The organism is Ferrovibrio terrae (genome assembly GCF_943371255.1).
Classification (GTDB): domain Bacteria; phylum Pseudomonadota; class Alphaproteobacteria; order Ferrovibrionales; family Ferrovibrionaceae; genus Ferrovibrio; species Ferrovibrio terrae_B.
In genome coordinates this window covers 15262-37517 of sequence record NZ_CALRUC010000031.1, presented here as the reverse complement: position 1 = coordinate 37517, position 22256 = coordinate 15262, and the positions used below count along the sequence as shown (strand labels likewise).

The following is a 22256-nucleotide window of genomic DNA, read 5'->3' as shown; positions in this document are numbered from 1 at the left end:
TCAAGCGGGTGCTGATGCGCAAGTTCGGCATCGCGATCGCCGACGGCACCATGTTTATCGACGGCAAGCCCGCCTATGAATGCAAGGACATGCGCGTCGGCGTGTTCCCCGAAGGCATGGCCCCCGCTGCTGCGTAAATGGCCGCTGCTGAATGGCCGTGGCCTGATCGAAAAAAACCTGCTGGCCGCGAACTGTAACGGTTCTTGCGCTATAATTTTTGTGGCCCGGCCATAGGATCCGGCCCGCATTTGAGGAGTCTCACGCCCATGCGTCGCGTCGTCGTCACCGGTCTCGGCATCACCTCTTCCATTGGCAACAATGCCGAGGAAGTCGCCGACAGCCTCAAGGCCGGCCGCTCCGGCATCGTGTTTGCCGATGAATATGCCAAGCTGAATTTCCGCAGCCAGGTGCATGGCACGGTAAAGATCGACCTGGAAGCCGCCATCGACCGGCGCCAGAAGCGCTTCATGGGCGATGGCGCGGCCTATGCCTATCTGGCCATGGAACAGGCGATTGCCGATAGCGGGCTTGAAGCCGGCGACATCATCAACCCGCGCACCGGGCTGATCGTCGGCTCCGGTGGCGCCTCGACGCGCAACCTGGTGGCCTCAGCCGACATCACCCGCGAGAAGGGCGGCCCGCGCAAGATCGGTCCCTTCATGGTGCCGCGCGCGATGTCGAGCACCTGCTCGGCCGTGCTCTCCACCGCCTTCAAGATCAAGGGCGTGAATTACTCGATCTCATCGGCCTGCTCCACTTCGGCGCATTGCATCGGCAATGCCGCCGAGCTGATCCAGATGGGCAAGCAGGACATCATCTTCGCCGGCGGCGGCGAGGAACTGGACTGGACGCTCAGCGCCCTGTTCGACGCCATGCCGGCAATGTCCTCGTCCTTCAATGCCACGCCCGAAAAGGCCAGCCGCGCCTATGACAAGGATCGCGACGGCTTCGTGATCGCCGGCGGCGGCGGCATCCTGATCATGGAAGAGCTGGAGCATGCCAAGGCGCGCGGCGCCAAGATCTATGCCGAGCTGGTCGGCTATGGCGCGACGTCTGACGGTGCCGACATGGTTGCTCCCTCTGGCGAAGGCGCGGTGCGCTGCATGCAGCAGGCGCTGGCTGAGGCCGGCGGCCATGGTCATAACGCCCCGATCGACTATATCAACACCCATGGCACCTCGACCCCGGCGGGCGACATCACCGAACTGAACGCGATCCGCGAAGTGTTCGGCGACAAGGTGCCCCCCATCAGCTCGACCAAGTCGCTGACCGGCCATTCGCTGGGCGCGGCTGGCGTGCAGGAATCGATCTATTCGATCTTGATGATGCGCGACGGTTTCATCGCCGCATCGGCCAATATCGAAAATCTCGACCCTGGCGCCGAGGGCTTCCCCATCGTGCGCGAGCGCAAGGATAACGTGACGCTGAACCGTGTGATGTCGAATTCCTTCGGCTTCGGCGGTACCAACGCCTCGCTGATCTTCCAGCGCTACGCCGCCTGATCCCACCCGCCTTTCCCCGACACCGATATTCATTCACCGGATTTGACATGACCGATATGCCTGCATTGATGCGCGGCAAACGTGGCCTCATCATGGGAGTCGCCAACGATCACTCGATCGCCTGGGGCATTGCCTCGATGCTGCACCAGCATGGCGCCGAGCTGGCCTTCACCTTCCAGGGCGAGGCTTTCGAGCGGCGCGTGCGGCCGCTGGCCGAGAGCGTGAACGCCAAGGCCGTGGTGCCCTGCGATGTGGAAGACGAAACCTCAATGCGCCAGGCCTTCGAGAAGGTCGGCGCGGCCTTTGGCAACCAGATCGATTTCGTGGTGCATGCCATCGCCTATTCCGACAAGGAAGAGCTGAAGGGCCGCTATCTGAACACCACGCGCGGCAATTTCAGCCGCTCGATGCTGATCTCCTGCTACTCGCTCACCGAGGTGGCGCGCCTGGCGCAGCCCTATATGAGCAAGGGTGGTTCGCTGATCACGCTGACCTATGAAGGCAGCACGCGCGTGATGCCGAACTACAATGTGATGGGCGTGGCCAAGGCGGCACTGGAAGCCAGCGTGCGCTATCTCGCCGTCGATCTCGGCCCGCAGAATATCCGCGTCAACGCCGTATCGCCCGGCCCGATGCGCACGCTCGCCGGTTCGGCCATCGGTTCGGCGCGCGCCACCTTCAAGTTCACCGCCCAGCACAGCCCGCTGCGCCGCAATGCATCGCTGGAGGATGTCGGCGGCGCCGCGCTGTTCCTGCTGTCGGATCTGGGCGCCGGCGTCACCGGCGAGATCATCCATGTCGATTCCGGCTTCCACGCGCTTGGCATGCCCAACCCGGCCGACCTGAACGGTAATGGCAACGGCGAAGGCTGAACGGTAACAGCGAAGACCGGGCGGCATTTGCGCGAGCGGTGAATAAAGCACCACGCGGCCTTGTCGCACACAATCCATCATGGAATCATCGGCGCAATGAATCGCGCCATAGATCGTCTCGCCGATGACTTGCGCCTGCCTGCCCTGCGCCCTCTGGTGCGGCACTGGCTTGCGCTGTTCCATGCGCGCGGCAGCATCCCGGTGCTGAGCGATCTCGACCCGCTGCAATTTGCCGCCAGTATGCGCCATGCCTGGATCATCGATGCCGATGCCGATGCCGATGCCGATGGCGGTTTCCGCTTCCGCCTGAGCGGCGAGGCGCTGATCGAATGGTATGGCTTCAGTCTCAAGGGCAAGCGCTATGAAGACGTGTTTCCGCCCATAACCCTGCCAAGTGTGATCGAGAGCACGCGGCGTGTGCTGCGCGAACCGGCGGCGGTCTATCAGGCGATGACGGCGCGCATGCCGGACTGGAGCGAGCCGGCGGCACTGGAACGGATCGGCCTGCCGCTATGCGCCGCCGACGGACAGATCGTCCATATGCTGGGCGCAACAGTGTTTGAGCAGCGTGTCTATAATGGCAAGGGCAGCATCGACACCGCGATCAACACCGAATACTGGTATGGGCTTCCCGGTGCCGCTGGTGGCGCCGCCTTGACCTGACCCGCGCCGCCCATGGACCGCGACCTCGATACGCTGCTGGACGACCTCGAACTGCCCGGCCATCGCGCCGTGGCCGAACACTGGCTGGGGCTGTATCGTCTCAACCGCCGCATTCCAACCCTGGCCGAGATTGATCCGCTGCATTTTCCAAGGGCGCTGGCCGATGCCTGGATCGTGGATGCCACGGATGACGGCCGCTTCCGTTTTCGCCTGATGGGACAAACCCTGGTGGAGTGGTATGGCCGCAGCCCGAAGGGCCTGTATTACGAAGACCTGTTTCCCGCCGCCATGGTGTCGATCCTGATCGAACAGTCGCAACAGGTACTGACACGACCCTGCGCCGGATTCCAGCGCGTGCATACCCAGGCGCCGGAGCGGCACTGGCCGCGATTCTTCGAGCGCCTGACCTTCCCGCTGCGCGGCAGCGACGGCCAGATGCGCCATATCCTTGGCAATTCGATCTTCAACCGCGAGCATGACGGCGATGCCGCGCCCGAGATCAACCACTGGTATCCGATCACCTGAATCCGCGCCGACAAGGGAAATACCGATGCTGAACCTGTTCTATGCGGCCCATACCTGCGCGCTGGCTTCGCATATCGCCCTGGAGGAGGCTGGCGCGGACTACAGCCTGACGCGCATCAGCTTTGCCAGCAACGACCAGCGCAAGCCGGAATTCCTTGCGGTCAATCCCAAGGGCCGCGTGCCGGCACTGGTGACCGGGCGCGGCGTGCTGACCGAAACCCCGGCCATGCTGGCCTTCATCGCCCAGCAGTTTCCGGCAGCACAGCTGGCGCCCCTGGACGATGCCTTTGCCTTCGCCCAGGTGCAGGCCTTCAACAGCTACCTGTGCTCCACCGTGCATGTCGCCCATGCCCATCGCATGCGCGGCTATCGCTGGGTCGATGCCGGGGACACGGCCGCCATTGCTGCGATGCAGGCGAAAGTACCCCAGAGCGTCTATGAAGGCTTCGCTCTGGTGGAACAGGGCATGCTGGCCGGCCCCTGGGTGATGGGCGAGGTCTATACGATCTGCGATCCCTACCTCTTCACCCTGGCACAATGGCTGGAAGCCGATGGCGTGGATGTGGCACGGCTGCCGCGGGTCGCCGATCACCGCCGCCGCATGGGCGAACGTCCCGCGGTGCAGCGCGCCCTGGCCGCCGAACTGGCCGATCCGGCATAACCGATTCAGGTTGCCGGCGCGCCGACTCGACCGCATAATGACGATAACGGCGAGGGTGCGATGATGTCCTATGACTTCAATACCCTGTTGGACGACATGAAGCTGCCGGCCCATCGCGCGCTGGTCGCGCATTGGCTGGATCTCTATGCAGCGGCCGGCAACCGGATTCCACCGCTGCACGGCATCGACCCGCTCAGCCTGGGCCGCCACCTGCCCGATATCTGCATCCTCAATCACGAGGGCGGCAATGTCTTCCGCTTCCGCCTCGCCGGCGGCAACGTGAGCGATTTCTACGGACAGGATGTGCGGCAGAAGAACCTGGCCGATCTGGTTGAATCGCCCACCCGCGAGCGGCTGCTCGACATGGCGCATGCGATTCTGCACCTGCCGGCGGCCGTGCTGCATGGCCTGAGCAGCATGCAGCCGCAGTGGAATTACTCTATTGCGCTGCAGCGCATCAGCCTGCCGCTCAGCGACGCCGATGGCGTGCCGCGCCATATCATCAGCGGCACGGTGTTCTTCCGCTTCGACCGCGACGACACCCAGGCGCTGGCCTCGACCGATTTCCAGCATCGCTACCGCATCCCCTGCAGCGACAGCCTGCCGGCAGCGGTGCGCACGGCCTGCTAGGCGCACCGGGCCGATCACCGAAAGTTGCCCGGCATCCGGCGCCATCTTGCGCTAGCCTGCTCCCACGCGGCCGTCTGCAACCGGCCGGCTAAAAAGGGGGAGCCATGACATTCAAGCCGTTTCTGCTGGCAGCACTGGCCGCTTTGACACTGATGACCGCCACCGCGCTGACCGGCGCGGTTCAGGCACAGCAGCCCGCGCGCCCGCCAATCGCCACCACCAAGGTGGCGGGCACCGATGGCGTCTATGTCTTCCGCAATGGCAATCATCAGGCGATGTTCGTCGTCACCCGCGACGGCGTGATCGCCACCGATCCGGTCGCCTATGGCAAGCCGTTCGGCGGCCAGCAGTATCTCGACGAGATCCGCAAGGTGACCGACAAGCCGGTCAAATACGTCATCTACAGCCATCACCATTACGACCATATCGCCGGTGGCAAGGCGCTCAAGGAAGCCGGCGCCACCATCATCGCGCATAAGCGCGCCAGGGACCGGCTGGTAAAGCTGAAGGACCCGCATACCGTGATCCCCGATGAGGTGGTGGGCGACAAGGGCCGCACCATCACGCTGGGCGGCACCGTGCTGGAGCTGACCTATCACGGCCTCAACCATTCCGATTCCACATTGGTGATGCGCCTGCCGAAGGAGAAGATCGTCTTCATCGTCGATACCATCCCGGTCGGCGCAGTGCCCGGCCGCGGCATGATCGATTTCCATCCGCTGGAATCCGAAACCTTCATGAAAAAGGTGCTGACCATGGACTGGGAGCGCCTGATCCCCGGCCATCCCGGCCCCAATGACCGGCTCGGCACCAAAGACGATGTGCGTGCGCAGCTGCAGTTCCTGCAGGATGCCTCGGCGGCGATGAAGCTGCTGGCGCAGGACGGCAAATGCTGGGACACGGCCGAGAAGGAATTCAAGCTGCCGCAATACGAAAGCTGGCCGGGCTATGCCAGCAACCTGCCCTTCGTGGCGCGGCGCTATTGCGGCCTGTGGGGCCGCGGGACATAGGCGGATCGCCGCGACGATCAATGTGATGCAACGGCCAATCGTGTAGATATACTGGCGCTGTGGATCGCCCGTTATCGACCCTGACCGGACTGCTGACTTTGCCGGGCCATTGCGCCGTCGCGCAGCATTGGCTGACGCTGTATCGCGCCGGCGGCAACCGGGTGCCGGCCCTGCGCGATCTCGATCCGCTGCAATTCCCTGCCGCTTTGCCCGATATCTGGATCGTCAACCACGATCCCGATGGCCGTTTCCGCTTCCATCTGCTCGGCCAGAACATGATCGACTGGCATGGCAGCAACCCGAAGGGGCTGAGCCTGGAGGATATCTACACGCCGGAAATGCTGCCGGTGGTGACAGCCCTGCTCCGCGGAGTGATCGAGCGGCCGGCGATCTGTTACCAGCAGGCGCAGAGCATGACGCGCAACCGCAGCCTGCCGGTGCCGATCGAGCGGATCGCATTGCCGCTGGCCAATGCGGAAGGCAACATCCGTCACCTGTTCGGCGTCACCGTGTTCAAGACCAATGAGGGCCATGGCGACGGGCCGCTGCGCACCGAGATCCAGCTCGATGCCTGGTATCCCGTCGCAGATGCAGAGATTGCTGTTGCTGCCGGCATGGCGCCGGCCTGACGGCCGCCTCGTCTACAGCGCCGCCTTCAGCACGGCGAACAGCCGTTCGATATCGGCCTCGGTGTTATAGACATGCGGCGTCACCCGCATCGCCTTGCCGCGCACGCTGACAAACACCTGTTGCGCCGCCAGCTTGCCCGGCAGGTCGGCCGGCACCGCATCGCCAAAACGCAGGCCGAGATAATGCCCGGCGCGGCGGTCGGCGCGCACGGTATCCAGCTCCAGCTCGGCCCTGGCGCGTTCGGCAATTGCATCGTTGCGGGTTTTCAGCGTGGTGTAGATGCGCGCGGTACCCAGGCCGAGCAGATATTCCAGCGATGCCTTGGCCGCCGGGGTCAGCGCGAAATTGCTGCGCTCGCCGACATCGAAGCGGCGTGCGCCGGGCTGGTAGTCGGTCTTGTAGTCGACCAGGCCGGCGAAGTTTTCCGACTCCCGGCGCGCGATCCAGTTCTGCTCGATCGGCATGCCATCCTGCCACGGCTTCGCCACATAGAGATAGCCGTAGGTATAGGGCCCGAGCAGCCACTTGTAGCCGCCGGCAACGAGGAAATCGGGCTGGATGGCGGCGACATCGAAGGGCATCACGCCCAGCGACTGCGTCGCATCGATGCACAAGGCCGCACCCACCCTGCGGCAGGCGGCGCCGATGGCAACCAGGTCGAGCAGGCCGCCATCGGTCCAGTGGCAATGCGGCAGCGCAACGATCCCGGTGCTGGCGTCGATGCGCTCCAGCACCCGCGCGGTCCAGTCATCATCACCGGGACGCGCGATGCTGATGAAGCTGGCGCCATTTTTCTTGGCCAGTTCGATCCAGGGATAGACATTGGAGGGAAACTGCTCGGCCAGCGTGATCACCGTCTGGCCTTTTTTCAGCGGCAGGATATTGGCCGCCACCGCCATGCCGTAGGATACCGAAGGCACCAGCGCGATATCGTCGGCTGTCGCATTCACCAGCTGCGCGAACAGCCCGCGCACGGCTTCGGACTCGGTGAAGAAATCGACCGGCGCGATTGTCCAGGGCTGCAGCTTGGCGCGCATGCCGGCTTCGCCGGCCGCCACCGCCAGTTTCGGCATCGGCCCCATATAGGCGCTGTTGAGATAGGCGACATCGTCGGGGATATCGAACAGGGCGCGCTGCGTGGGCAGAAGAGTCTGGCTTGGGGTTTGCTGGTTCATCGAGGCCATCCGCTGTGAAGCCCTGTCTGTGCCCGGTGGCAGCCGGCCTGTCGAGCGCCATATTGCCGCCCGACAATGTACCTTAATGGTAAGTGACGGGCAGATCGTAGCCTGTTGAATGTACCCCGACAATTTTCCGCTGGCCCGGGAGCACCGCGGCAGGCATTTTCGCCGCCATAAAAGAAAAGGCCGCCCCGCCAATGCCCGTACCCCATGTTGCCCTTGCCGTCCTGATCGCCGCGATCTGGGGCTTCAACTTCGTCGTCATCCGGCTCGGACTCGATGCCTTTCCACCGCTGCTGTTCAACGGCCTGCGCTTTGCCGTCGCCAGCCTGCCCTTCCTGCTGTTTTTCCGCAGCCCCGGCGTGCCGTGGCGCTGGGTGATCGGCACCGGCGTGGTGCTGGGTGTGATGAAGTTCAGCCTGCTGTTCCTCGCCATGGCGCATGGCATGCCGGCGGGCCTGGCCTCGGTGGTAATGCAGGCGCAGGCGCTGTTCAGCGTGGTGTTCGCGGCCGTGCTGCTGGGCGAGCGGCCCGGCCAGGTGCAATGGGCCGGATTGGCGATTGCCGCCTTCGGTCTCGTTGTCATCGCCGCGGACATGGATATGGGTGCCGGGCTGATCGCCTTTGCCACCATCATCGCCGCGGCGGCCTGCTGGGGCTTTGCCAATATCCTGACGCGCCGCGCCGCGGCGCCGCAGCCGCTTGCCTTCATGATCTGGGTCAGCGCCGTGCCGCCGCTGCCGATGCTGGGCCTGTCATGGATCTTCGAGGGGCCGGATGCCATCGCCGCCGCCTTGGCCGCGCTGGATACGCGCGGCATCATGGCCGTGCTTTATATCGGCCTGCTGTCGACCACCGCCTGCTTCGCCGCCTGGAGCTTGCTGCTGCGGCAGTACAAGGCATCGCTGGTGGCGCCGTTCACCCTGCTGGTGCCGGTGTTCGGCCTGCTCAGCGCCTGGCTGGTGCTGGAGGAAATCCCGTCCGCGATCAAGCTCGGCGGCGCTGCGCTGATCCTGCTCGGACTGATGGTGAATGCCGGCCTGCTGAAATGGCTGACCGGCTGGCAGACCGTACGCTCGCGCGCCTGACGGCGCCGGGCGCTCCAGAGCTTGATCGCCCTATAATTTGATCGCCAGATCGCGGATCGCCGTGCGGCAGGCATCGGCGGTGCGTTCGAGATAAGCGCGCGCTTCGGGGCGAAGACCGTCCTGCTGCAGCTGTTCGTTGATGGACGCGAGAATAGTGCGCAGGTGCCGAATACGGGCCGGCATGTCTTTATCCCCCAAGAATGAATCGCGTGTCGAATCGGTTGTCACGCGAGGGAGAGTGACGGCCTTTGGTTAACAAAATCTGTTGCAGCGATTCCGCTCAGGCCGCGGTGGCCGCTCTGCCTTGGCGCGCGGCATCGACAAAGTCGCGCAGCGAATCGCGCATGCGATAGGGAATCGGATCAATGCCCTTGAGCATCAGCACCAGCGCCGTGCGCGTGGTGCCGAGGCGGGCGGCATATTCGTCGAAGCTTATATTGTGGCGGCGACAGGCTTCCAATACTACGGGCTGCACATCGCGGGTGAAAAACAGTTTGCTCGCGGGTCCGCTGGTTTCCAGATCGGCGAGGGCGGACGCCAGCAGGGTGCTGGAATGCTGCACAGTGAGTCTCCCCTTTCAATACACTGCGATGGCGCCAGATTTTGCCCCGGCGAAAATGGATTTCAAGAGGCTTTTTAGGGCTGTTCGCGGGAGGCCCGGCTGATATAGGTGCGGCGCAGCCCCGGCGTGAAGGCCGGAGACGGCCCGATTCGTGGCGGCGGTGGCGGTGTGTCGATGGATGGTACTGCCGGTGACGATGCCGCCGGCCGGTCGAGCGAAACACCCTGCGGGATCAGTACCTCTTCCGCCGCCACGGTGATGATCGTGCCCGTCATTGTCATGGGGGGAGCCTCGGCCTTGGCCATCGCTTCATGGACCGGCGCTTCAGTGACCGTGGCTTCAGTGACCGGCAGCCGGTCGGCCGGGATCTCGCAATTGCTGGTGGCCGGCTGCAGCAGCCCCACCTGCGTCACCAGCCGGTCGATCATGCTCTTGAGCGGCACGGGGACAGGGTCATAGCCTTTCAGGATCAGCAGCAGGGCGGGCCGGGTCATGCCGAGCTTTTCGGCGAGTTGCTCGAAGCTGAGATCAACCCGGCGGCAGGCTTCCAGCACAGGCGGCTGCATGTCACCCAGATAGTACAGCTTGCCGGAGCGGCGCAGGCAGGGCAGGCCGTCATCGAGCAGGAAGTCGTCATCGGGCTGGATGGCGGGGTGCAGGGTCATCGGCATCTCCGGGTCGCCGGCGCGGCCCATGCGGACGCCACCGATCTGGAAGCCAAACAGCAAAACGGCCGGGAAAGTTTCCGCCACCCGCGGGACCAGTGCGGGACAAAAATGCGTCAGCGCAGCTGGGCCTTACAGCCGGTCCTGCGCGGTGGCGACGGCGCCCTGCCAGGATGTGAGGCCGGCACTGCGGCTCAGGCCCCGCAGCACGAAATCCTCGATCGCGTGCTGCGCCGGCCGCGGCACCGGATCATGTCCCTTCAGCACCAGCACCAGCGCGCCGCGCGGCATGTTGAAGCGTGCGGCAAACAGGTCGAAGCCGATGCCATGGGCACGGCAGGCCTGCAGCACCAGCGGCTGCACATCCTGGGCGAAATACAGGCGCGCGCCGCGTTCCACGGTTGTCAGGCCGCAGCGCGACAGCTCGGACATCGGCGCGCCGGTGCGCGGCATCGCCTGGCGGGCGTAGCGGGGATACTGCATCGGGTTCACGGCACGACCTCCATCTGCGGATGCAGACAGAACGCGGCAGCGCGGCGGTGGTTTCCGCCGGTCCGGCATTTTCAGAAATCAAATGTCAGATGAAGACGGCGCGATCAGACGCTGAGATCGGCACGACGACCCATGCCGCGCGGGCGGGCATGGTCGGTCTTGGTTTCGGTGGCTGCAGCCTCCGAATCGGCTTTCTTGCCCTTGCCGCCCTTGGCATTGGCGGTGCCGCCGCTATTGCCCGCGGCACTGGCGGCCATGCGGGTCTGGTTGCCCACCGGCACAGCCGTCACCGCTGCGGCCGCCTGGACCGCATTGGGGGCTTGGTTCGCCTGGTTCAAACCCTGAGCCGCACTGGTCGGCTGGGTTTGAGGCAGCGACGTAACGGGTGGTACGAATAAGCTCATGGTTAAGATGTATGATGGCACCTGATGCTTGACAAGGAATTAAAGTATCATGGCACCTATTAGAGCGAATCGTTAATGAGTCCTAGGAAACGCCTGGGTTGAATACCGGGGGAAGAAGCCAGTCTTGTCCAAGCCCAAGCCGTCCAAATCTGCCGCCAAACCGGGCCTTTTGGCCCGGCTGTTCGGCGCGGACCCGGCACCGGCCGCAACCAAGCCGGCCCAGCGCTATACCGGACCGGCCAAAGACCCCCGCACCGTGCTGGCCCAGCAGATCAAGGCGATCCGGGCCAGGCTGAACCCGCAGATCGTGCGCCTGGCTGAAAAGGTGGCCCGCAAGGGCCCGGCGGTGACCGACCAGGAGCGGGCAACCCTGGCCATCGAGCTGTTCCTGGCCCAGAAGCAGGATGGCGGCGATTTTGCCGCCAAGCTGAGAGAGAAGCTGGCCGAGCAGAAGCGGCGCAGCCATTGATCCCGGGCCCCGGACAAGGATGACCCCGCTGCCCCGCACTGCCGCCCTGCTGGTGATCGACCTGCAGCAGGCGATCGATGCGCCCTATTGGGGCCCGCGCAACAATCCCGCTGGCGAGCGCAACATCGCCGCGCTGATCGCCGCCTGGCGCAGCAGCGGACGGCCGCTCTATCACATCCGCCACGATTCCACGCGACCGGACTCCGCCTATCGACCCGGCCAGCCGGGCCATGATTTCAAACCGGAGGCCATGCCGCTGCCGGGTGAGCCGGTGATCGCCAAGCGCACCAACAGCGCCTTCATCGGCACTGATCTGGAAGCGCGGCTGCGGGCCGCCAGACACACCACGCTGGTGATCTGCGGCGTGCTGATTCACAACTCGGTGGAAGCCACCGTGCGCATGGCCGGCAATCTCGGCTTCGACACCCATCTGGCGGCGGATGCGACCTGGGCCGTGGACAAGCGATTGCTGGATGGTCGCGTGATGCAGGCCGAGGACGTGCACGCCCTGTCGCTGGCCAATCTCGATGGTGAATACGCGACCGTCAGCACCACTGCTGCAGTGATCGCGGCACTGGACTGACGGCCTGCAGCCTTAGTGAAGGATGCTGCGCGGCGGCTCGGTGGTTTCGGTCTGGCCCGCACTTTGGGCCGGCTGGTCTGCCGCCGGCACGCCATCCTGCGCATCGCCGGCCGCCACGGTCTGGCCCTCGCCGCGCTTGAAGCGGTTATGCGCCTTCATCGAGAAGGGGATCGACACGATATAGGCCAGTTCCATCGCCGCCAGCGTGTACCAGGGCTGATTGAGCAGGCCCGCCACAAACACGCCGACGCCCAGCAGCACAAGGCCGACATATTCACGCTTCACCCGCACACGCTTGAAGGAATAGGTCGGCACGCGGCTGATCATCAGGCCGCCGATGCAGAGCATCCAGATCGCGTTGAGATAGGGTGAGCGGAAAAACTCGCTTTCCAGTTCCAGATTGATGATGAGGAACAGCAGGCTGAGGCCCGCGCCCGCCGGCGCCGGTACGCCGGTGAAGAAACTGCCGGTCCATTGCGGCTTTTCCGCATCGTCCAGCGCGGTGTTGAAACGCGCCAGGCGCAAAGCGGCGCAGACGCTGAAGGCCAGCACCACCAGCCAGCCGGTATTGCCGCTGCCGATCTCATGCATGGTCCAGAAATACAGCACCATCGCCGGCGCCACGCCGAAGCACAGGAAATCCGACAGCGAGTCCAGCTCGGCGCCGAATTTCGACGCCCCTTTCAGCAGGCGGGCGACACGGCCGTCCAGCATGTCGAAGAAGGCGGCGGTGGCAATCGCCAGCACGGCGAACTTGAACTGCCCGAGCAGGGCGAAGCGGATCGCGGTGAGCCCCGAGCAGAGTGCGATGATGGTGAGGATATTGGGCGCCAGCGTGTTGAGCGGCAGCTTGCCCAGGCGATGCGGCGTCTTCAGCTTGATCGGCTTCATGTCAGGCCTCCTCGTACCGCTGCCCTGCCGGAACCCTAGCCGGGCAGCGTTACGACAGGATTAAAGCGTCAGCGCACTTCGCCGCTGCGCGGCTGCTCGGTGGCGCCATCCTCGGCGATCACCGTTTCGCCGGCGATGCAGCGCTGGCCGGTCACCACCAGCGGCACCATGCCATCGTCGAGATAGACATCGACGCGGCTGCCGAAGCGGATCAGGCCGAAACGTTCGCCGGCCTTGTAGGTTTCGCCCTCGCGGGCTTCGCACAGGATACGGCGCGCGACCAGGCCGGCGATCTGAACCACGGCGATCTCCTTGCCGCTGGTCAGCTTGAGCCGCATCGACTGGCGTTCGTTGTCGATGCTGGCCTTGTCGAGCGCGGCATTGAGGAACTTGCCCGGACGGTAGGCGAGCGCGGTGACCACGCCGTCAATCGGCACGCGGTTCACATGCACGTCGAACACATTCATGAATACCGAGATGCGGGTGCGGGCATCGCTGCCCATACCCAGCTCTTCCGGCGGCACGGCGCGCTCGATCATCTGCACCACGCCATCGGCCGGCGAGATCAGCAGGCCTGCGCGGGTCGGCGTCACCCGGGCCGGATCGCGGAAGAAATAGGCGCACCAGCAGGTCAGGATCACGCCAAGCCAGCCCAGCGGGGTGGCGACCCAGAACAGCAGCAGGGTCACGATCGCGAAGATCGCGATGAACTTCCAGCCTTCGCGATGGATGGGCACCAGAACGGAACGGATCGTGTCCATGGACAGGGTAAACCTTTGGAATACAGCGACAGGGCAATGTAATCCCTGCAGCGGCAGGCTTAAAGACCCGCCTCGCCGATTTGTGCGGCGCCAGCAGCCCCGTTGCCGGTTTTCTCTGCATAAAGAGTGACAGGGGCAGGCTAGTCCGCTCAGGCCTGCAGCAGGCCGGCGAGATCGCCGAGGCTTTCAATCATCAGGTCGGCTTCGGCGGCAAGATCGTCATAGGGGATCAGCCCGCTCGCCACGCCGACCGCCACCGCGCCGGCTGCATGGGCGGCATGCATGTCGTGGAAACTGTCGCCGATCAGAGCGATATTGGCCGGCGATAGCCCGGTGGCGGCGGCAAAGGCCAGCACCATGCCGGGCGCGGGTTTGCGGCCGAAGCCGGAATCGGAACCGGCGACAAAGTTGAAATAGGATTCGATGCCGAGCTGGCGCAATTGCAGGCGCGCGCCGCCGGCCCCGTGATTGGTGGCCAGGCCGATCGGCAGGCCATGGCTTTCCAGATCGGCGAAAATCTTCGGCAGGGCGCCAAGCGGCGTCAGATGCCGCAGACCCGCATCGCCCAGGCGCTGCGACAGGTCGCGGCGAAAGCCGGCATCGGGCGGCTGCCCCAGCGCCGCCGCCCAGTCATCGGCGTAATCATCGGGCGCACCGGCCAGCAGCGGCGAGGAGGCGCGGAAGCGGCGTTCGTCTTCCATATAGTGGCTGCAGGAAATCAGTGCATCGAGATGTGCGCGGTTGCCCGCCGCCAGATCGGTCATCACATCCCAGGCGGCCGGGCCCCAGGTGCGATCCACATCCACCAGGGTGCCATCCTTGTCGAACAGCAGGGCGCGAATGGTCATGCCGCGACACCGCGCGCATCGCCGGTCTGGGCGGCAACCACGATCAGATCAACGCCGTCATTGATCAGCATATCGCGGTCCTGATCACTGATGCCGTCATCGGTGATGATGCGGTCGATCTGGTTCATGGCGACGATGCGATGCACCGCCTGGGCGGAGAATTTCGAGGAATCGACCAGCAGGGTGATTTCCTCTGCCGCGTCGATCAGCGCGCGGTTCATCGCTGCTTCCACCGGATCGGCCATCATCGGGCCGATCCCCGGCACCACACCGACCACGCCAAGGAATGCCGAGGGGGGCCGCAGATCGGTGAAGGTATTGCTGTCGGGCTGCAGCACGGTCGACATCTTCTTGCGGTCGAGCATGCCGGGCAGCACGAAGATGCTGGCGCTCTGGTTGGCCATCAGCGCCTGCGCCACCGTCAATCCGTTGGTGACCACATGCAGGTTGCGATGCTGCTTCAGGGCCTGGGCGAAGATCGTCATGGTCGAGCCCGCATTGATCAGCAGGCTGTCACCATCGCTCACCATCTGGGCGGCGCGTTCGGCGATGGCGCGCTTCTGCGCCGCCTGCACCTGCAGGCGCTCCTCGAAGGTGCCGCTTTCATACCGCGCATATCCATGCATCGCCGCATCCAGCACGGCACCACCATGGGTGCGCGCCAGCAGCCCCTGCTGCTGCAGGTCGATCAGGTCACGGCGGATGGTCATGGTGGAGAGGCCGAAGCGCCGCGCCATGTCGCTGACGCTGACCGCGCCGTCACCATTCAGGATCTGCAGGATTTCCCGTAGTCGCTCGGCTTTCATCATCGATTCGCTGCCTGAATGTTCATTCGCACATGTTTTATTTTACATTATGTTTGAATTTGTTCAATATTGTCATATTCGTGTAGCATTCCCCCCCTACCCCTACCCCTCATCAACATGAGGACAGGGGTATGGCGACCGTCGGGATCAGCGACATCGTGAAGCGGTTCGGAACGGCCGCCAAAGCCGGACCGGAAAATGCCGCGGTGCTGAAGGGGGTGTCGCTCGACATCGCCCATGGCGAATTCCTCACCCTGGTCGGCCCCTCGGGCTGCGGCAAATCCACCCTGCTGCGCATCATCGCCGGACTGGAATTCGCCGATCAGGGCAGCATCAGCATCGACGGCATCGCGGTGGATGCCCAGGCGCCAAAGCAGCGCGACGTGGCGATGGTGTTCCAGTCCTATGCGCTCTACCCCTATATGACGGTGGCGCAGAATATCGGGCTGCCGTTGACCATGCGGCGGCTGACCGCGGCCCAGCGCCTGCCGCTGATCGGCAACCTGCTGCCCGGCACGCGCGCCGCCAAGACAGCCATCGACGCCGAGTTGCAGCAGGTCGCCGCCAGCCTCGACATCACCCATCTGCTGGCGCGCAAGCCGAGCCAGCTGTCTGGCGGCCAGCGCCAGCGCGTGGCGCTGGGCCGCGCCATGGTGCGCCAGCCCAAGGTGTTCCTGATGGACGAACCCTTGAGCAACCTGGACGCCAAGCTGCGCGTGCAGATGCGCGCCGAAATCGCCGAACTGCACCGCCGCCTGAAGGCCACCTTCATCTATGTCACCCATGACCAGGCCGAGGCGATGACCATGTCGGATCGCGTCGCCGTCATGCAGCATGGCGAAATCCTGCAGGTGGCGCCGCCCGCCGTGGTCTATCGTGACCCGGCGACGCTGGCGGTGGCCGAATTCATCGGCAGCCCGAAGATCAACGTGCTGCCCGCCAGCCTGCGCAGCGACCGCAGCGTCGAGGTGCTCGGCCTGGTGTTGCCGCTGCGACTGGCCGGCAATATCGGCAGCCAGATCCATCTCGGCCTGCGCGCCGAAGCCTTCGACATTCTGCCGGTCGCGCGCCCGCATGCCCATCCCGGCGTATGGCGTGCCCAGGTCACCCATCGCGAGGATCTGGGCGCCGAGCTGTTCCTGCATGTGCAGCTCGATGACGGCGGCCATCGCCTGGTGCTGCGCAGTCACCATGCCGAAGCCGCCAGTCTGGTGGTCGGCAGCCCGCTCGGCCTGCGCCCGAAACCCGATCAGGCCCTGCTGTTCGATGCCGATGGCAGACGCCTGCGCCCTGCCCTGGATATCGCCGGTGACGGCATCGTCCTGGCCTGGGACGCGGCCACTGCCGAAGCACGCCAGGCCGGCATGGCCCAATCCGGGGCCGTCCGTGTCTGACGCGGTGCTGGCTGCCGCGCCGCCGGCCACGCGCCGGCGCCATGCAGGTGCCCTGGCCGAGGCGGTGACCGCCTGGTCGCTGGCCCTGCCGGCGACGCTGCTGATGATCCTGCTGCTGCTGGGGCCGGCCTTTGGCGCGATCATTCTGGCGCTGACCGACTGGCAGTTCGGCGCCGCCACGCTGAACTGGATCGGGCTGGGCAATTTCATCGAAATGGCCGGCGATCGCGTGTTCTGGCGTTCGCTTGGCAATACGCTGATCTATATCGGCCTGGTGGTGCCGCTGGCCGTGCTGCTGGGTCTGGGTGCGGCGCTGCTGATCGAAGCCGAGTCCGCCGGCCGCGCCTTTTATCGCGCCGCCTTTTTCCTGCCGGTCGCCTCCACCCTGCTGGCGATGGCAATCGTCTGGGAATTTCTGCTGCATCCCTCCTTCGGACTGGTCAACCGCGTGGTCGAGGCCTTCGGCATCAGCGCGATCGACTGGCTGAAGAACCCGGCCACCGCATTGCCCACCGTGGCCGCCATCGGCATCTGGAAAGCGCTTGGCCTCAACATGGTTCTGTTCATGGCCGGGCTGAAAGCGATCCCGCAGGATCTCTACGATGCCGCCGCTATCGACGGCGCCGATACCGCCTGGGAAAAATTCCGCCGCGTCACCTGGCCGATGCTGGGGCCGACCCTGATGTTCGTGCTGGTGATCAGCGCCATCCGCGGCTTCCAGGAAAGTTTCGATCTGGTCGCGGTACTGACCCAGGGTGGCCCGAACAAGGCCACCGAAGTCCTGCTCTACACCATCTATCAGGAAGGTTTCTCCTTCTTCCGCTCCGGCTATGCCGCGGCGCTGACCCTGATCTTCCTCGCCTTCGTGCTGGTGCTGACGCTGCTGCAGGCCCGCGTGCTGGATAAACGGGTGCATTACGGATGAGCGCCCGCGCCATGACATCCGCTGCGCAGATGCCGCGCTATCGCATGGGCCAGCTTTCGCCCGGTTTCCGGCTGCTGCGTCATGCCGTGCTGCTGCTGGGTGCCGTCATCATGCTGGCGCCGTTTGTGTGGATGATCTCCACCTCGCTCAAACCGCCGCATGAGATCTTCTCGGCCGAGCTGAACCTGCTGCCGCAGAGCTGGCATGCCTTCGAGAATTACACCGCAGCCTTCACCAAACAGCCGCTGCTGCGCTACCTGTTGAACGGTTTCGTCGTCTGCGCCGGAATTTTCATCGGTCAGGTCGTCATCATGGTGCCGGCGGCCTATGCCATCGCCAAGCTGCGCTTCCCCGGCCGTGATGCGCTGTTCGGCGTGGTACTGCTGGCGCTGCTGATCCCCACCCAGGTGACGGCAATCCCGCTTTACATCATGGCCTACAAGACCGCGCTGCTCGACACCTATGCGGCGCTGATCATTCCCAGCGTGATTTCGGTATTCGGCATTTTCCTGATGCGGCAGTTTTTCCGCACCGTGCCCGACGACCTGATCCATGCCGCGCGGCTGGATGGCTGCAGCGAGCTGACCATCGTCTGGCGCATCGTGCTGCCAACTGCGATGCCGGCCATCGTCGCCTTCGGCATCCTGTCGTTGGTCTGGCACTGGAACGACTATTTCTGGCCGCTGCTGGTGGTGACCTCGCCTGAACTGGCGACGCCGCCGCTCGGCATCGTGTTTTTCGACAATCAGGAAGCCGGCACCGATTTCGGGCCGCTGATGGCCGGCGCGGTGATCATCACGGCACCGCTGCTGCTGGCTTTCCTGTTCGCACAGCGCCGCTTCATCGAAGGCGTGACGATGAGCGGTGTGAAATGACAATCACGCTGAAAGATCAACAGGGCCGACCATCCCAAAGGGATTGAAAAGGAGCTGACCATGAACAAGACCATTCTGGGTCTCGCGCTGGCCGCGACGCTCATGACCGGTGCCGCTCAGGCACAGGTGACCGAGATCACCGTCGATTACTCGATCCCGGATATCTTCAAGGAAGTCCATGAAACCATCGCCAGGGATTTCATGGCCAAGCATCCCGATATCAAGGTGACCTTCCGCGCCCCGCAGCCGGGTTATGAAGAGATCACGCAGCAGAACCTGCGCCAGGCGATCACCAACCAGTTGCCTGACGTCGCCTATCATGGCCTGAACCGGCAGCGCATCTTCGTCGACCGCAGCATTGCCGTCGATATGGGCCAGTTCATCGCCAAGGAAAAGGACTGGGCCAATGCCGGCTATGACGGTTCGCTGCTGACGCTCGGCCAGGTCAAGGGCAAGCAGTATGGCATGGGCTTCTCGCTTTCGACGCCGATCATCTACTACAACGCCGATCTGGTGAAAAAAGCCGGCGGCGATCCGAATAACTTCCCCACCACCTGGGACGGCATCTTCGATCTGGCCAAGAAGATCCGCGCGCTCGGCGACAAGACCTATGGCTTCCACTACGACTGGGACATCACCGGCAACTGGATGTTCCAGGCGCTGGTCTTTTCCAATGGTGGCAGCATGCTGACGCCGGAAGAGTCCAAGGTGGCCTTCGACGGTCCGGCCGGCCAGAAGGCCGTCGCCACGCTGGCGAAGATGGCCAAGGACGGCACCATGCGCGACATCGCACAGTCGGCCGTGCTGCAGGATTTCGTCTCCGGCAATCTCGGCATCTGGGCCCATTCCACCTCGCGCCTGTCCGGCGTGACCAAGCAGATCGGCAGCAATTTCCAGCTGCGCACCGCCCGCTTCCCGCTCGGCGATGCCAAGGGTCTGCTGCCGGCCGGCGGCAATGCGGCGATGATCTTCGCCAAGGACCCGAAGAAGCAGGCGGCGGCCTGGGAGTATGTCAAGTTCGCCACCGGCCCGGTCGGTGCCACCTACATGGTGAAGGGCACCGGTTATTTCCCCGCCAATGCCAAGCCGGCAAAGGACCCGGCCATGCTGGGTGAATTCTACAAGCAGAACCCGAACCATATGACCGCGGTGGGCCAGCTGCCGGTGCTGACCGGCTGGTATGCCTTCCCGGGCGAGAACGGCCTCAAGATCACCGATGTGATCAAGGACCATCTGCAGAGCATCGTGAACCAGTCGGCCGATCCGCAGGAAGCCCTGAAAAAGATGGCCAAGGACGTGCAGGCCCTGCTGCCGAAAGCCAGCTGATCCTGTCCTGACCCCGGGCCGGCGGCGTCATCAGGCGTCGCCGGCCCTTTTCGTTCATCAGCGAGGCCCCGCCATGACTTTCCAGTTCATCCATGTCACCGATACGCATCTGATCCCGCCGGGCCAGACGCTTTACGATCTCGATCCGCAGGCGCGGCTGCGCCTCTGCCTGGATGACATCGCAAGGCGTCATACTGATGCCGCTTTCCTGGTTATCACCGGCGACCTGACCCATTGGGGTGCGCCGGAGGCCTATGCCATCCTGCGCGACGAGCTGGCGCGGCTGCCGATGCCGGTGCATTTGCTGCTCGGTAACCACGACAGCCGGCCGAATTTCTGCCAGGCCTTTCCGCAGGTGCCGCTCGATGAAAATGGCTTCGTGCAGCGCGTGCTGGAAACGCCGGTGGGCCGCTGCATCTTCCTCGATTCCAACGAACCCGATGTCTCCTGGGGCGTGCTCTGCGACAAGCGGCTGAAATGGCTGGAGACCGAATTGAACCGCAGCAGCACGCTGCCGGTCTTCCTGTTCTGCCACCACCCGCCGTTTCCGGTCGGCCTCCCGAAGATGGATACGATCAGCCTGCGCGAGCCGGAGAAATTCGCCGCCGTCGTCGCGCCCCATGCCGCCCGCATCCGGCATTTCTTCTTCGGCCATCTGCACCGGCCGATCTGCGGCTCCTGGCGCGGCATCCCGTTTTCCACCATGCGCGCCACCAGCCATCAGGTGGCGCTGGATTTCGCGACATCCGATGCGGTGCCGGGCAGTCATGAGCCGCCTGCCTATGCCGTGGTGCGGGTCGACCCCGAGCAGGTGGTGGTGCATTTCCACGACTTCATGGACGCGACCAATACATTCAACCTTTGAGCACCGGAAGCGCCCGCAGGCGTTCGGCAGCGAAATCGAGGAAGGCGCGGACTTTCGCATTGGTGCGCCGGCCTTCGGCATGCACCAGGCTGACCGGCACCGGCGGCAATTGATAGTCGGCCAGCACCACCTGCAGCGCGCCAGACTCCACCAGCGGCGCCACCATGTAAGACAGCACCAGCGTCAGGCCATGACCGGCCAGCGCCGCGTTGATCGCCGCTTCCGAAGAATTGACCCAGAAGCGTGTCGGCGGATTCAGCAGCAGCACATGGCCATCCACCATGAAATCCCAACTGTTCGCGGCGATGCCGGCCGAGAACATCACCGTGGTGTGCCGCATCAGGTCGGACGGGATTTTCGGCATGCCATGCCGCTCGAGATAAGCAGGCGAGGCCACCACCACGCTGCGCACATGGCCGACGCGGATGGCGCTGAGCGATGAATCGCGTAAATGCGCGATGCGCACGGCGATGTCGAAGCCTTCCTCGATGAGATTGGCGACACGATCAAGCAGCAACAGCCGTGCACTGACATGCGGATGCAGGGTGAGGAAATCCTGCACCACGGGGGCGACATGAATCCGTCCGAACATCTGCGAGGCGGTGATGCTGAGTTCGCCGCGCGGCGTGCCATGGTCGCCGGCCACCGAGGCCTCGGCCTCCTCCAGTTCGGCCAGGATGCGGCGCGCATCGGCGAGAAACCGCTCGCCCGCCTCGGTCAGCCGCACATGCCGGGTGCTGCGCTGGAACAGGCTGGCGCCCAGCCGCTCCTCCAGGCTGGCGACGGCGCGGGTCACCGAGGGCGGCGACAGGTTGAGCTGCCGGGCGGCCGCGGCGAAGCCGGATTTCTCCGCCACCGAGATGAAGATGCGCATGGCGTCCAGACGGTCCATGGGATTATTCCATATTATGAAATAGTGAGTTGTGAAAGAGGGTTATTCTAATTCCCTAAAGGAATGACATATTTGGCGGCATCCACTCACCAGGGAACCCGCCATGACCCTCCGCCTGCACCGCTTCGCCCTCTCCGGCCATGCCCATCGCGCCGAACTGCTGCTCAACCTGCTCGGCCTGCGCGCCGACCTGATCGATGTCGACCTGCGCGGCGGCGAACACAAGCAGCCGGCCTTCCTGGCCAAGAACACCTTCGGCCAGGTGCCGGTGCTGGAAGATGGCCCAGAAGACAATCCTGTCGTCATCGCCGACAGCAATGCCATCCTGGTCTATCTCGCCAGCAGGTATGACGAACAGCGCCGCTGGCTGCCCGTCGATCCGGTGCAGGCCGCGCAGGTGCAGCGCTGGCTCTCGGTTGCGGCGGGGCAGCTGGCGAGCGGGCCGGCGGCGGCGCGCATGGTGACGCTGTTCAAGGCGCCGCTCGATCATGACCGCGCCAAGACCGTGGCAGCCAATCTCTTCGCCGTGCTGGAGCAGCATCTGGCGCAGCAGGATTTCCTCGTCGGCAGCGCACCGACGATTGCCGATGTGGCGCTGTATTCCTACACGGCACATGCGCCCGAGGGCGGCGTGTCGTTGCAGCCCTGGCCCCATATCCGCGCTTGGCTCGGCCGCATCGAGGCACTGCCCGGTTTTGTGCCGATGCCGAAGACGGCCGTGGCGGCGTAACCGTCCTAT

General features: G+C 64.5%; 28 protein-coding genes. 17 read left to right on the top strand and 11 right to left on the bottom strand.

Annotation, left to right across the window (positions count from 1 at the left end; all coding sequences use genetic code 11):
• Nucleotides 1-266: 266 nt before the first annotated feature.
• The 8 genes from fabB to AAG799_RS09105 all read left to right on the top strand — a co-directional run bounded on the left by fabB (nucleotide 267) and on the right by AAG799_RS09105 (nucleotide 6492).
• The gene (fabB, locus tag AAG799_RS09140; RefSeq protein ID WP_341895517.1) at nucleotides 267-1502 is read left to right on the top strand and encodes a beta-ketoacyl-ACP synthase I; all 1236 of its coding nucleotides are present in this window, start codon (nucleotides 267-269) and stop codon (nucleotides 1500-1502) included.
• 47 nt (nucleotides 1503-1549) lie between these two features.
• Nucleotides 1550-2374 (top strand): SDR family oxidoreductase, encoded by an 825-nt coding sequence (locus tag AAG799_RS09135; protein ID WP_341895516.1) that lies wholly within the window; start codon nucleotides 1550-1552, stop codon nucleotides 2372-2374.
• Nucleotides 2375-2470: 96 nt separating this feature from the next.
• Nucleotides 2471-3037 carry a PAS domain-containing protein gene (locus AAG799_RS09130; RefSeq protein ID WP_341895515.1) on the top strand — a complete coding sequence of 189 codons (567 nt, stop codon included), beginning with the start codon at nucleotides 2471-2473 and terminating at the stop codon, nucleotides 3035-3037.
• 12 nt (nucleotides 3038-3049) lie between these two features.
• A complete protein-coding gene (locus AAG799_RS09125) occupies nucleotides 3050-3562 on the top strand; it encodes a PAS domain-containing protein (protein WP_341895514.1) in 513 nt (170 codons plus the stop codon).
• A gap of 25 nt (nucleotides 3563-3587) precedes the next feature.
• A complete protein-coding gene (locus tag AAG799_RS09120) occupies nucleotides 3588-4223 on the top strand; it encodes a glutathione S-transferase N-terminal domain-containing protein (RefSeq protein ID WP_341895513.1) in 636 nt (211 codons plus the stop codon).
• A 60-nt stretch (nucleotides 4224-4283) separates the two neighbouring features.
• Complete coding sequence (locus AAG799_RS09115; RefSeq protein WP_341895512.1) at nucleotides 4284-4853, top strand: PAS domain-containing protein; 570 nt, start codon at nucleotides 4284-4286, stop codon at nucleotides 4851-4853.
• A gap of 104 nt (nucleotides 4854-4957) precedes the next feature.
• Nucleotides 4958-5863 (top strand): MBL fold metallo-hydrolase, encoded by a 906-nt coding sequence (locus AAG799_RS09110; protein WP_341895511.1) that lies wholly within the window; start codon nucleotides 4958-4960, stop codon nucleotides 5861-5863.
• Nucleotides 5864-5922: 59 nt separating this feature from the next.
• The gene (locus tag AAG799_RS09105; RefSeq protein ID WP_341895510.1) at nucleotides 5923-6492 is read left to right on the top strand and encodes a PAS domain-containing protein; all 570 of its coding nucleotides are present in this window, start codon (nucleotides 5923-5925) and stop codon (nucleotides 6490-6492) included.
• Between the two features lie 12 nt (nucleotides 6493-6504).
• On the opposite strand, the gene AAG799_RS09100 is transcribed toward AAG799_RS09105, so the two are convergent.
• Entirely contained in the window at nucleotides 6505-7668 is a 1164-nt protein-coding gene (locus AAG799_RS09100) for an aminotransferase class V-fold PLP-dependent enzyme (protein ID WP_341895509.1), read from the bottom strand.
• A 200-nt stretch (nucleotides 7669-7868) separates the two neighbouring features.
• Between AAG799_RS09100 and AAG799_RS09095 the strand changes: the two genes are divergently transcribed.
• The gene (locus tag AAG799_RS09095) at nucleotides 7869-8759 is read left to right on the top strand and encodes an EamA family transporter (protein WP_341895508.1); all 891 of its coding nucleotides are present in this window, start codon (nucleotides 7869-7871) and stop codon (nucleotides 8757-8759) included.
• Between the two features lie 30 nt (nucleotides 8760-8789).
• Here AAG799_RS09095 and AAG799_RS09090 read toward each other — a convergent pair whose 3' ends face one another.
• The 5 genes from AAG799_RS09090 to AAG799_RS09070 all read right to left on the bottom strand — a co-directional run bounded on the left by AAG799_RS09090 (nucleotide 8790) and on the right by AAG799_RS09070 (nucleotide 10816).
• A complete protein-coding gene (locus tag AAG799_RS09090) occupies nucleotides 8790-8942 on the bottom strand; it encodes a hypothetical protein (protein WP_297685710.1) in 153 nt (50 codons plus the stop codon).
• Nucleotides 8943-9039: 97 nt separating this feature from the next.
• Nucleotides 9040-9321, bottom strand: a complete 282-nt coding sequence (locus tag AAG799_RS09085) for a hypothetical protein (protein ID WP_341895507.1) — start codon at nucleotides 9319-9321, stop codon at nucleotides 9040-9042.
• A 74-nt stretch (nucleotides 9322-9395) separates the two neighbouring features.
• On the bottom strand, nucleotides 9396-9986 hold the full coding sequence (locus tag AAG799_RS09080) for a hypothetical protein (RefSeq protein ID WP_341895506.1): 591 nt from the start codon (nucleotides 9984-9986) through the stop codon (nucleotides 9396-9398).
• 132 nt (nucleotides 9987-10118) lie between these two features.
• Complete coding sequence (locus tag AAG799_RS09075) at nucleotides 10119-10478, bottom strand: hypothetical protein (protein WP_341895505.1); 360 nt, start codon at nucleotides 10476-10478, stop codon at nucleotides 10119-10121.
• 104 nt (nucleotides 10479-10582) lie between these two features.
• Nucleotides 10583-10816, bottom strand: a complete 234-nt coding sequence (locus tag AAG799_RS09070; protein WP_341895504.1) for a hypothetical protein — start codon at nucleotides 10814-10816, stop codon at nucleotides 10583-10585.
• Nucleotides 10817-11006: 190 nt separating this feature from the next.
• On the opposite strand from AAG799_RS09070, the gene AAG799_RS09065 reads away from it, so the two are divergent.
• Both AAG799_RS09065 and AAG799_RS09060 read left to right on the top strand, forming a co-directional pair.
• Nucleotides 11007-11351, top strand: a complete 345-nt coding sequence (locus AAG799_RS09065) for a hypothetical protein (RefSeq protein WP_341895503.1) — start codon at nucleotides 11007-11009, stop codon at nucleotides 11349-11351.
• A 19-nt stretch (nucleotides 11352-11370) separates the two neighbouring features.
• Entirely contained in the window at nucleotides 11371-11934 is a 564-nt protein-coding gene (locus AAG799_RS09060) for a cysteine hydrolase family protein (protein WP_341895502.1), read from the top strand.
• Nucleotides 11935-11946: 12 nt separating this feature from the next.
• On the opposite strand, the gene pssA is transcribed toward AAG799_RS09060, so the two are convergent.
• The 4 genes from pssA to AAG799_RS09040 form a co-directional block, all read right to left on the bottom strand.
• Nucleotides 11947-12825 carry a CDP-diacylglycerol--serine O-phosphatidyltransferase gene (pssA, locus tag AAG799_RS09055; RefSeq protein WP_341895501.1) on the bottom strand — a complete coding sequence of 293 codons (879 nt, stop codon included), beginning with the start codon at nucleotides 12823-12825 and terminating at the stop codon, nucleotides 11947-11949.
• A gap of 68 nt (nucleotides 12826-12893) precedes the next feature.
• Nucleotides 12894-13586 carry a phosphatidylserine decarboxylase gene (locus AAG799_RS09050; protein WP_341895500.1) on the bottom strand — a complete coding sequence of 231 codons (693 nt, stop codon included), beginning with the start codon at nucleotides 13584-13586 and terminating at the stop codon, nucleotides 12894-12896.
• 149 nt (nucleotides 13587-13735) lie between these two features.
• Nucleotides 13736-14434, bottom strand: a complete 699-nt coding sequence (locus AAG799_RS09045; RefSeq protein WP_341895499.1) for an HAD family hydrolase — start codon at nucleotides 14432-14434, stop codon at nucleotides 13736-13738.
• On the bottom strand, nucleotides 14431-15243 hold the full coding sequence (locus AAG799_RS09040; protein ID WP_341895498.1) for a DeoR/GlpR family DNA-binding transcription regulator: 813 nt from the start codon (nucleotides 15241-15243) through the stop codon (nucleotides 14431-14433). Before AAG799_RS09040 ends, AAG799_RS09045 begins: the two co-directional genes overlap by 4 nt.
• Before the next feature lie 128 nt (nucleotides 15244-15371).
• On the opposite strand from AAG799_RS09040, the gene AAG799_RS09035 reads away from it, so the two are divergent.
• The 5 genes from AAG799_RS09035 (at nucleotide 15372) to AAG799_RS09015 (ending at nucleotide 20625) form a co-directional block, all read left to right on the top strand.
• Nucleotides 15372-16634, top strand: coding sequence for an ABC transporter ATP-binding protein (locus tag AAG799_RS09035; protein ID WP_341895497.1), 1263 nt, complete (start codon nucleotides 15372-15374; stop codon nucleotides 16632-16634).
• Entirely contained in the window at nucleotides 16627-17559 is a 933-nt protein-coding gene (locus AAG799_RS09030) for a sugar ABC transporter permease (RefSeq protein WP_341895496.1), read from the top strand. Before AAG799_RS09035 ends, AAG799_RS09030 begins: the two co-directional genes overlap by 8 nt.
• 11 nt (nucleotides 17560-17570) lie before the next feature.
• Complete coding sequence (locus tag AAG799_RS09025) at nucleotides 17571-18434, top strand: carbohydrate ABC transporter permease (RefSeq protein ID WP_341895495.1); 864 nt, start codon at nucleotides 17571-17573, stop codon at nucleotides 18432-18434.
• Nucleotides 18435-18494: 60 nt separating this feature from the next.
• Entirely contained in the window at nucleotides 18495-19760 is a 1266-nt protein-coding gene (locus AAG799_RS09020) for an ABC transporter substrate-binding protein (RefSeq protein WP_341895494.1), read from the top strand.
• Between the two features lie 73 nt (nucleotides 19761-19833).
• Nucleotides 19834-20625 (top strand): phosphodiesterase, encoded by a 792-nt coding sequence (locus AAG799_RS09015; protein WP_341895493.1) that lies wholly within the window; start codon nucleotides 19834-19836, stop codon nucleotides 20623-20625.
• Here AAG799_RS09015 and AAG799_RS09010 read toward each other — a convergent pair.
• Complete coding sequence (locus tag AAG799_RS09010) at nucleotides 20615-21517, bottom strand: LysR family transcriptional regulator (RefSeq protein WP_341895492.1); 903 nt, start codon at nucleotides 21515-21517, stop codon at nucleotides 20615-20617. The genes AAG799_RS09015 and AAG799_RS09010 overlap by 11 nt on opposite strands.
• Before the next feature lie 103 nt (nucleotides 21518-21620).
• Here AAG799_RS09010 and AAG799_RS09005 point away from each other — a divergent pair, with 103 nt between their 5' ends.
• Nucleotides 21621-22247 (top strand): glutathione S-transferase, encoded by a 627-nt coding sequence (locus AAG799_RS09005; RefSeq protein ID WP_341895491.1) that lies wholly within the window; start codon nucleotides 21621-21623, stop codon nucleotides 22245-22247.
• The last annotated feature ends 9 nt before the right edge of the window (nucleotides 22248-22256 follow it).

Bases quoted from the DNA above. Each gene is read 5' to 3' on its own strand.
- fabB (WP_341895517.1), top strand. From the start codon at position 267: ATGCGTCGCGTCGTCGTCACCGGTCTCGGCATCACCTCTTCCATTGGC.
- AAG799_RS09135 (WP_341895516.1), top strand. From the start codon at position 1,550: ATGACCGATATGCCTGCATTGATGCGCGGCAAACGTGGCCTCATCATG.
- AAG799_RS09130 (WP_341895515.1), top strand. From the start codon at position 2,471: ATGAATCGCGCCATAGATCGTCTCGCCGATGACTTGCGCCTGCCTGCC.
- AAG799_RS09125 (WP_341895514.1), top strand. From the start codon at position 3,050: ATGGACCGCGACCTCGATACGCTGCTGGACGACCTCGAACTGCCCGGC.
- AAG799_RS09120 (WP_341895513.1), top strand. From the start codon at position 3,588: ATGCTGAACCTGTTCTATGCGGCCCATACCTGCGCGCTGGCTTCGCAT.
- AAG799_RS09115 (WP_341895512.1), top strand. From the start codon at position 4,284: ATGATGTCCTATGACTTCAATACCCTGTTGGACGACATGAAGCTGCCG.
- AAG799_RS09110 (WP_341895511.1), top strand. From the start codon at position 4,958: ATGACATTCAAGCCGTTTCTGCTGGCAGCACTGGCCGCTTTGACACTG.
- AAG799_RS09100 (WP_341895509.1), bottom strand. From the start codon at position 7,668: ATGAACCAGCAAACCCCAAGCCAGACTCTTCTGCCCACGCAGCGCGCC.
- AAG799_RS09095 (WP_341895508.1), top strand. From the start codon at position 7,869: ATGCCCGTACCCCATGTTGCCCTTGCCGTCCTGATCGCCGCGATCTGG.
- AAG799_RS09090 (WP_297685710.1), bottom strand. From the start codon at position 8,942: ATGCCGGCCCGTATTCGGCACCTGCGCACTATTCTCGCGTCCATCAAC.
- AAG799_RS09080 (WP_341895506.1), bottom strand. From the start codon at position 9,986: ATGACCCTGCACCCCGCCATCCAGCCCGATGACGACTTCCTGCTCGAT.
- AAG799_RS09060 (WP_341895502.1), top strand. From the start codon at position 11,371: ATGACCCCGCTGCCCCGCACTGCCGCCCTGCTGGTGATCGACCTGCAG.
- pssA (WP_341895501.1), bottom strand. From the start codon at position 12,825: ATGAAGCCGATCAAGCTGAAGACGCCGCATCGCCTGGGCAAGCTGCCG.
- AAG799_RS09050 (WP_341895500.1), bottom strand. From the start codon at position 13,586: ATGGACACGATCCGTTCCGTTCTGGTGCCCATCCATCGCGAAGGCTGG.
- AAG799_RS09045 (WP_341895499.1), bottom strand. From the start codon at position 14,434: ATGACCATTCGCGCCCTGCTGTTCGACAAGGATGGCACCCTGGTGGAT.
- AAG799_RS09040 (WP_341895498.1), bottom strand. From the start codon at position 15,243: ATGATGAAAGCCGAGCGACTACGGGAAATCCTGCAGATCCTGAATGGT.
- AAG799_RS09035 (WP_341895497.1), top strand. From the start codon at position 15,372: ATGGCGACCGTCGGGATCAGCGACATCGTGAAGCGGTTCGGAACGGCC.
- AAG799_RS09025 (WP_341895495.1), top strand. From the start codon at position 17,571: ATGACATCCGCTGCGCAGATGCCGCGCTATCGCATGGGCCAGCTTTCG.
- AAG799_RS09020 (WP_341895494.1), top strand. From the start codon at position 18,495: ATGAACAAGACCATTCTGGGTCTCGCGCTGGCCGCGACGCTCATGACC.
- AAG799_RS09015 (WP_341895493.1), top strand. From the start codon at position 19,834: ATGACTTTCCAGTTCATCCATGTCACCGATACGCATCTGATCCCGCCG.
- AAG799_RS09010 (WP_341895492.1), bottom strand. From the start codon at position 21,517: ATGGACCGTCTGGACGCCATGCGCATCTTCATCTCGGTGGCGGAGAAA.
- AAG799_RS09005 (WP_341895491.1), top strand. From the start codon at position 21,621: ATGACCCTCCGCCTGCACCGCTTCGCCCTCTCCGGCCATGCCCATCGC.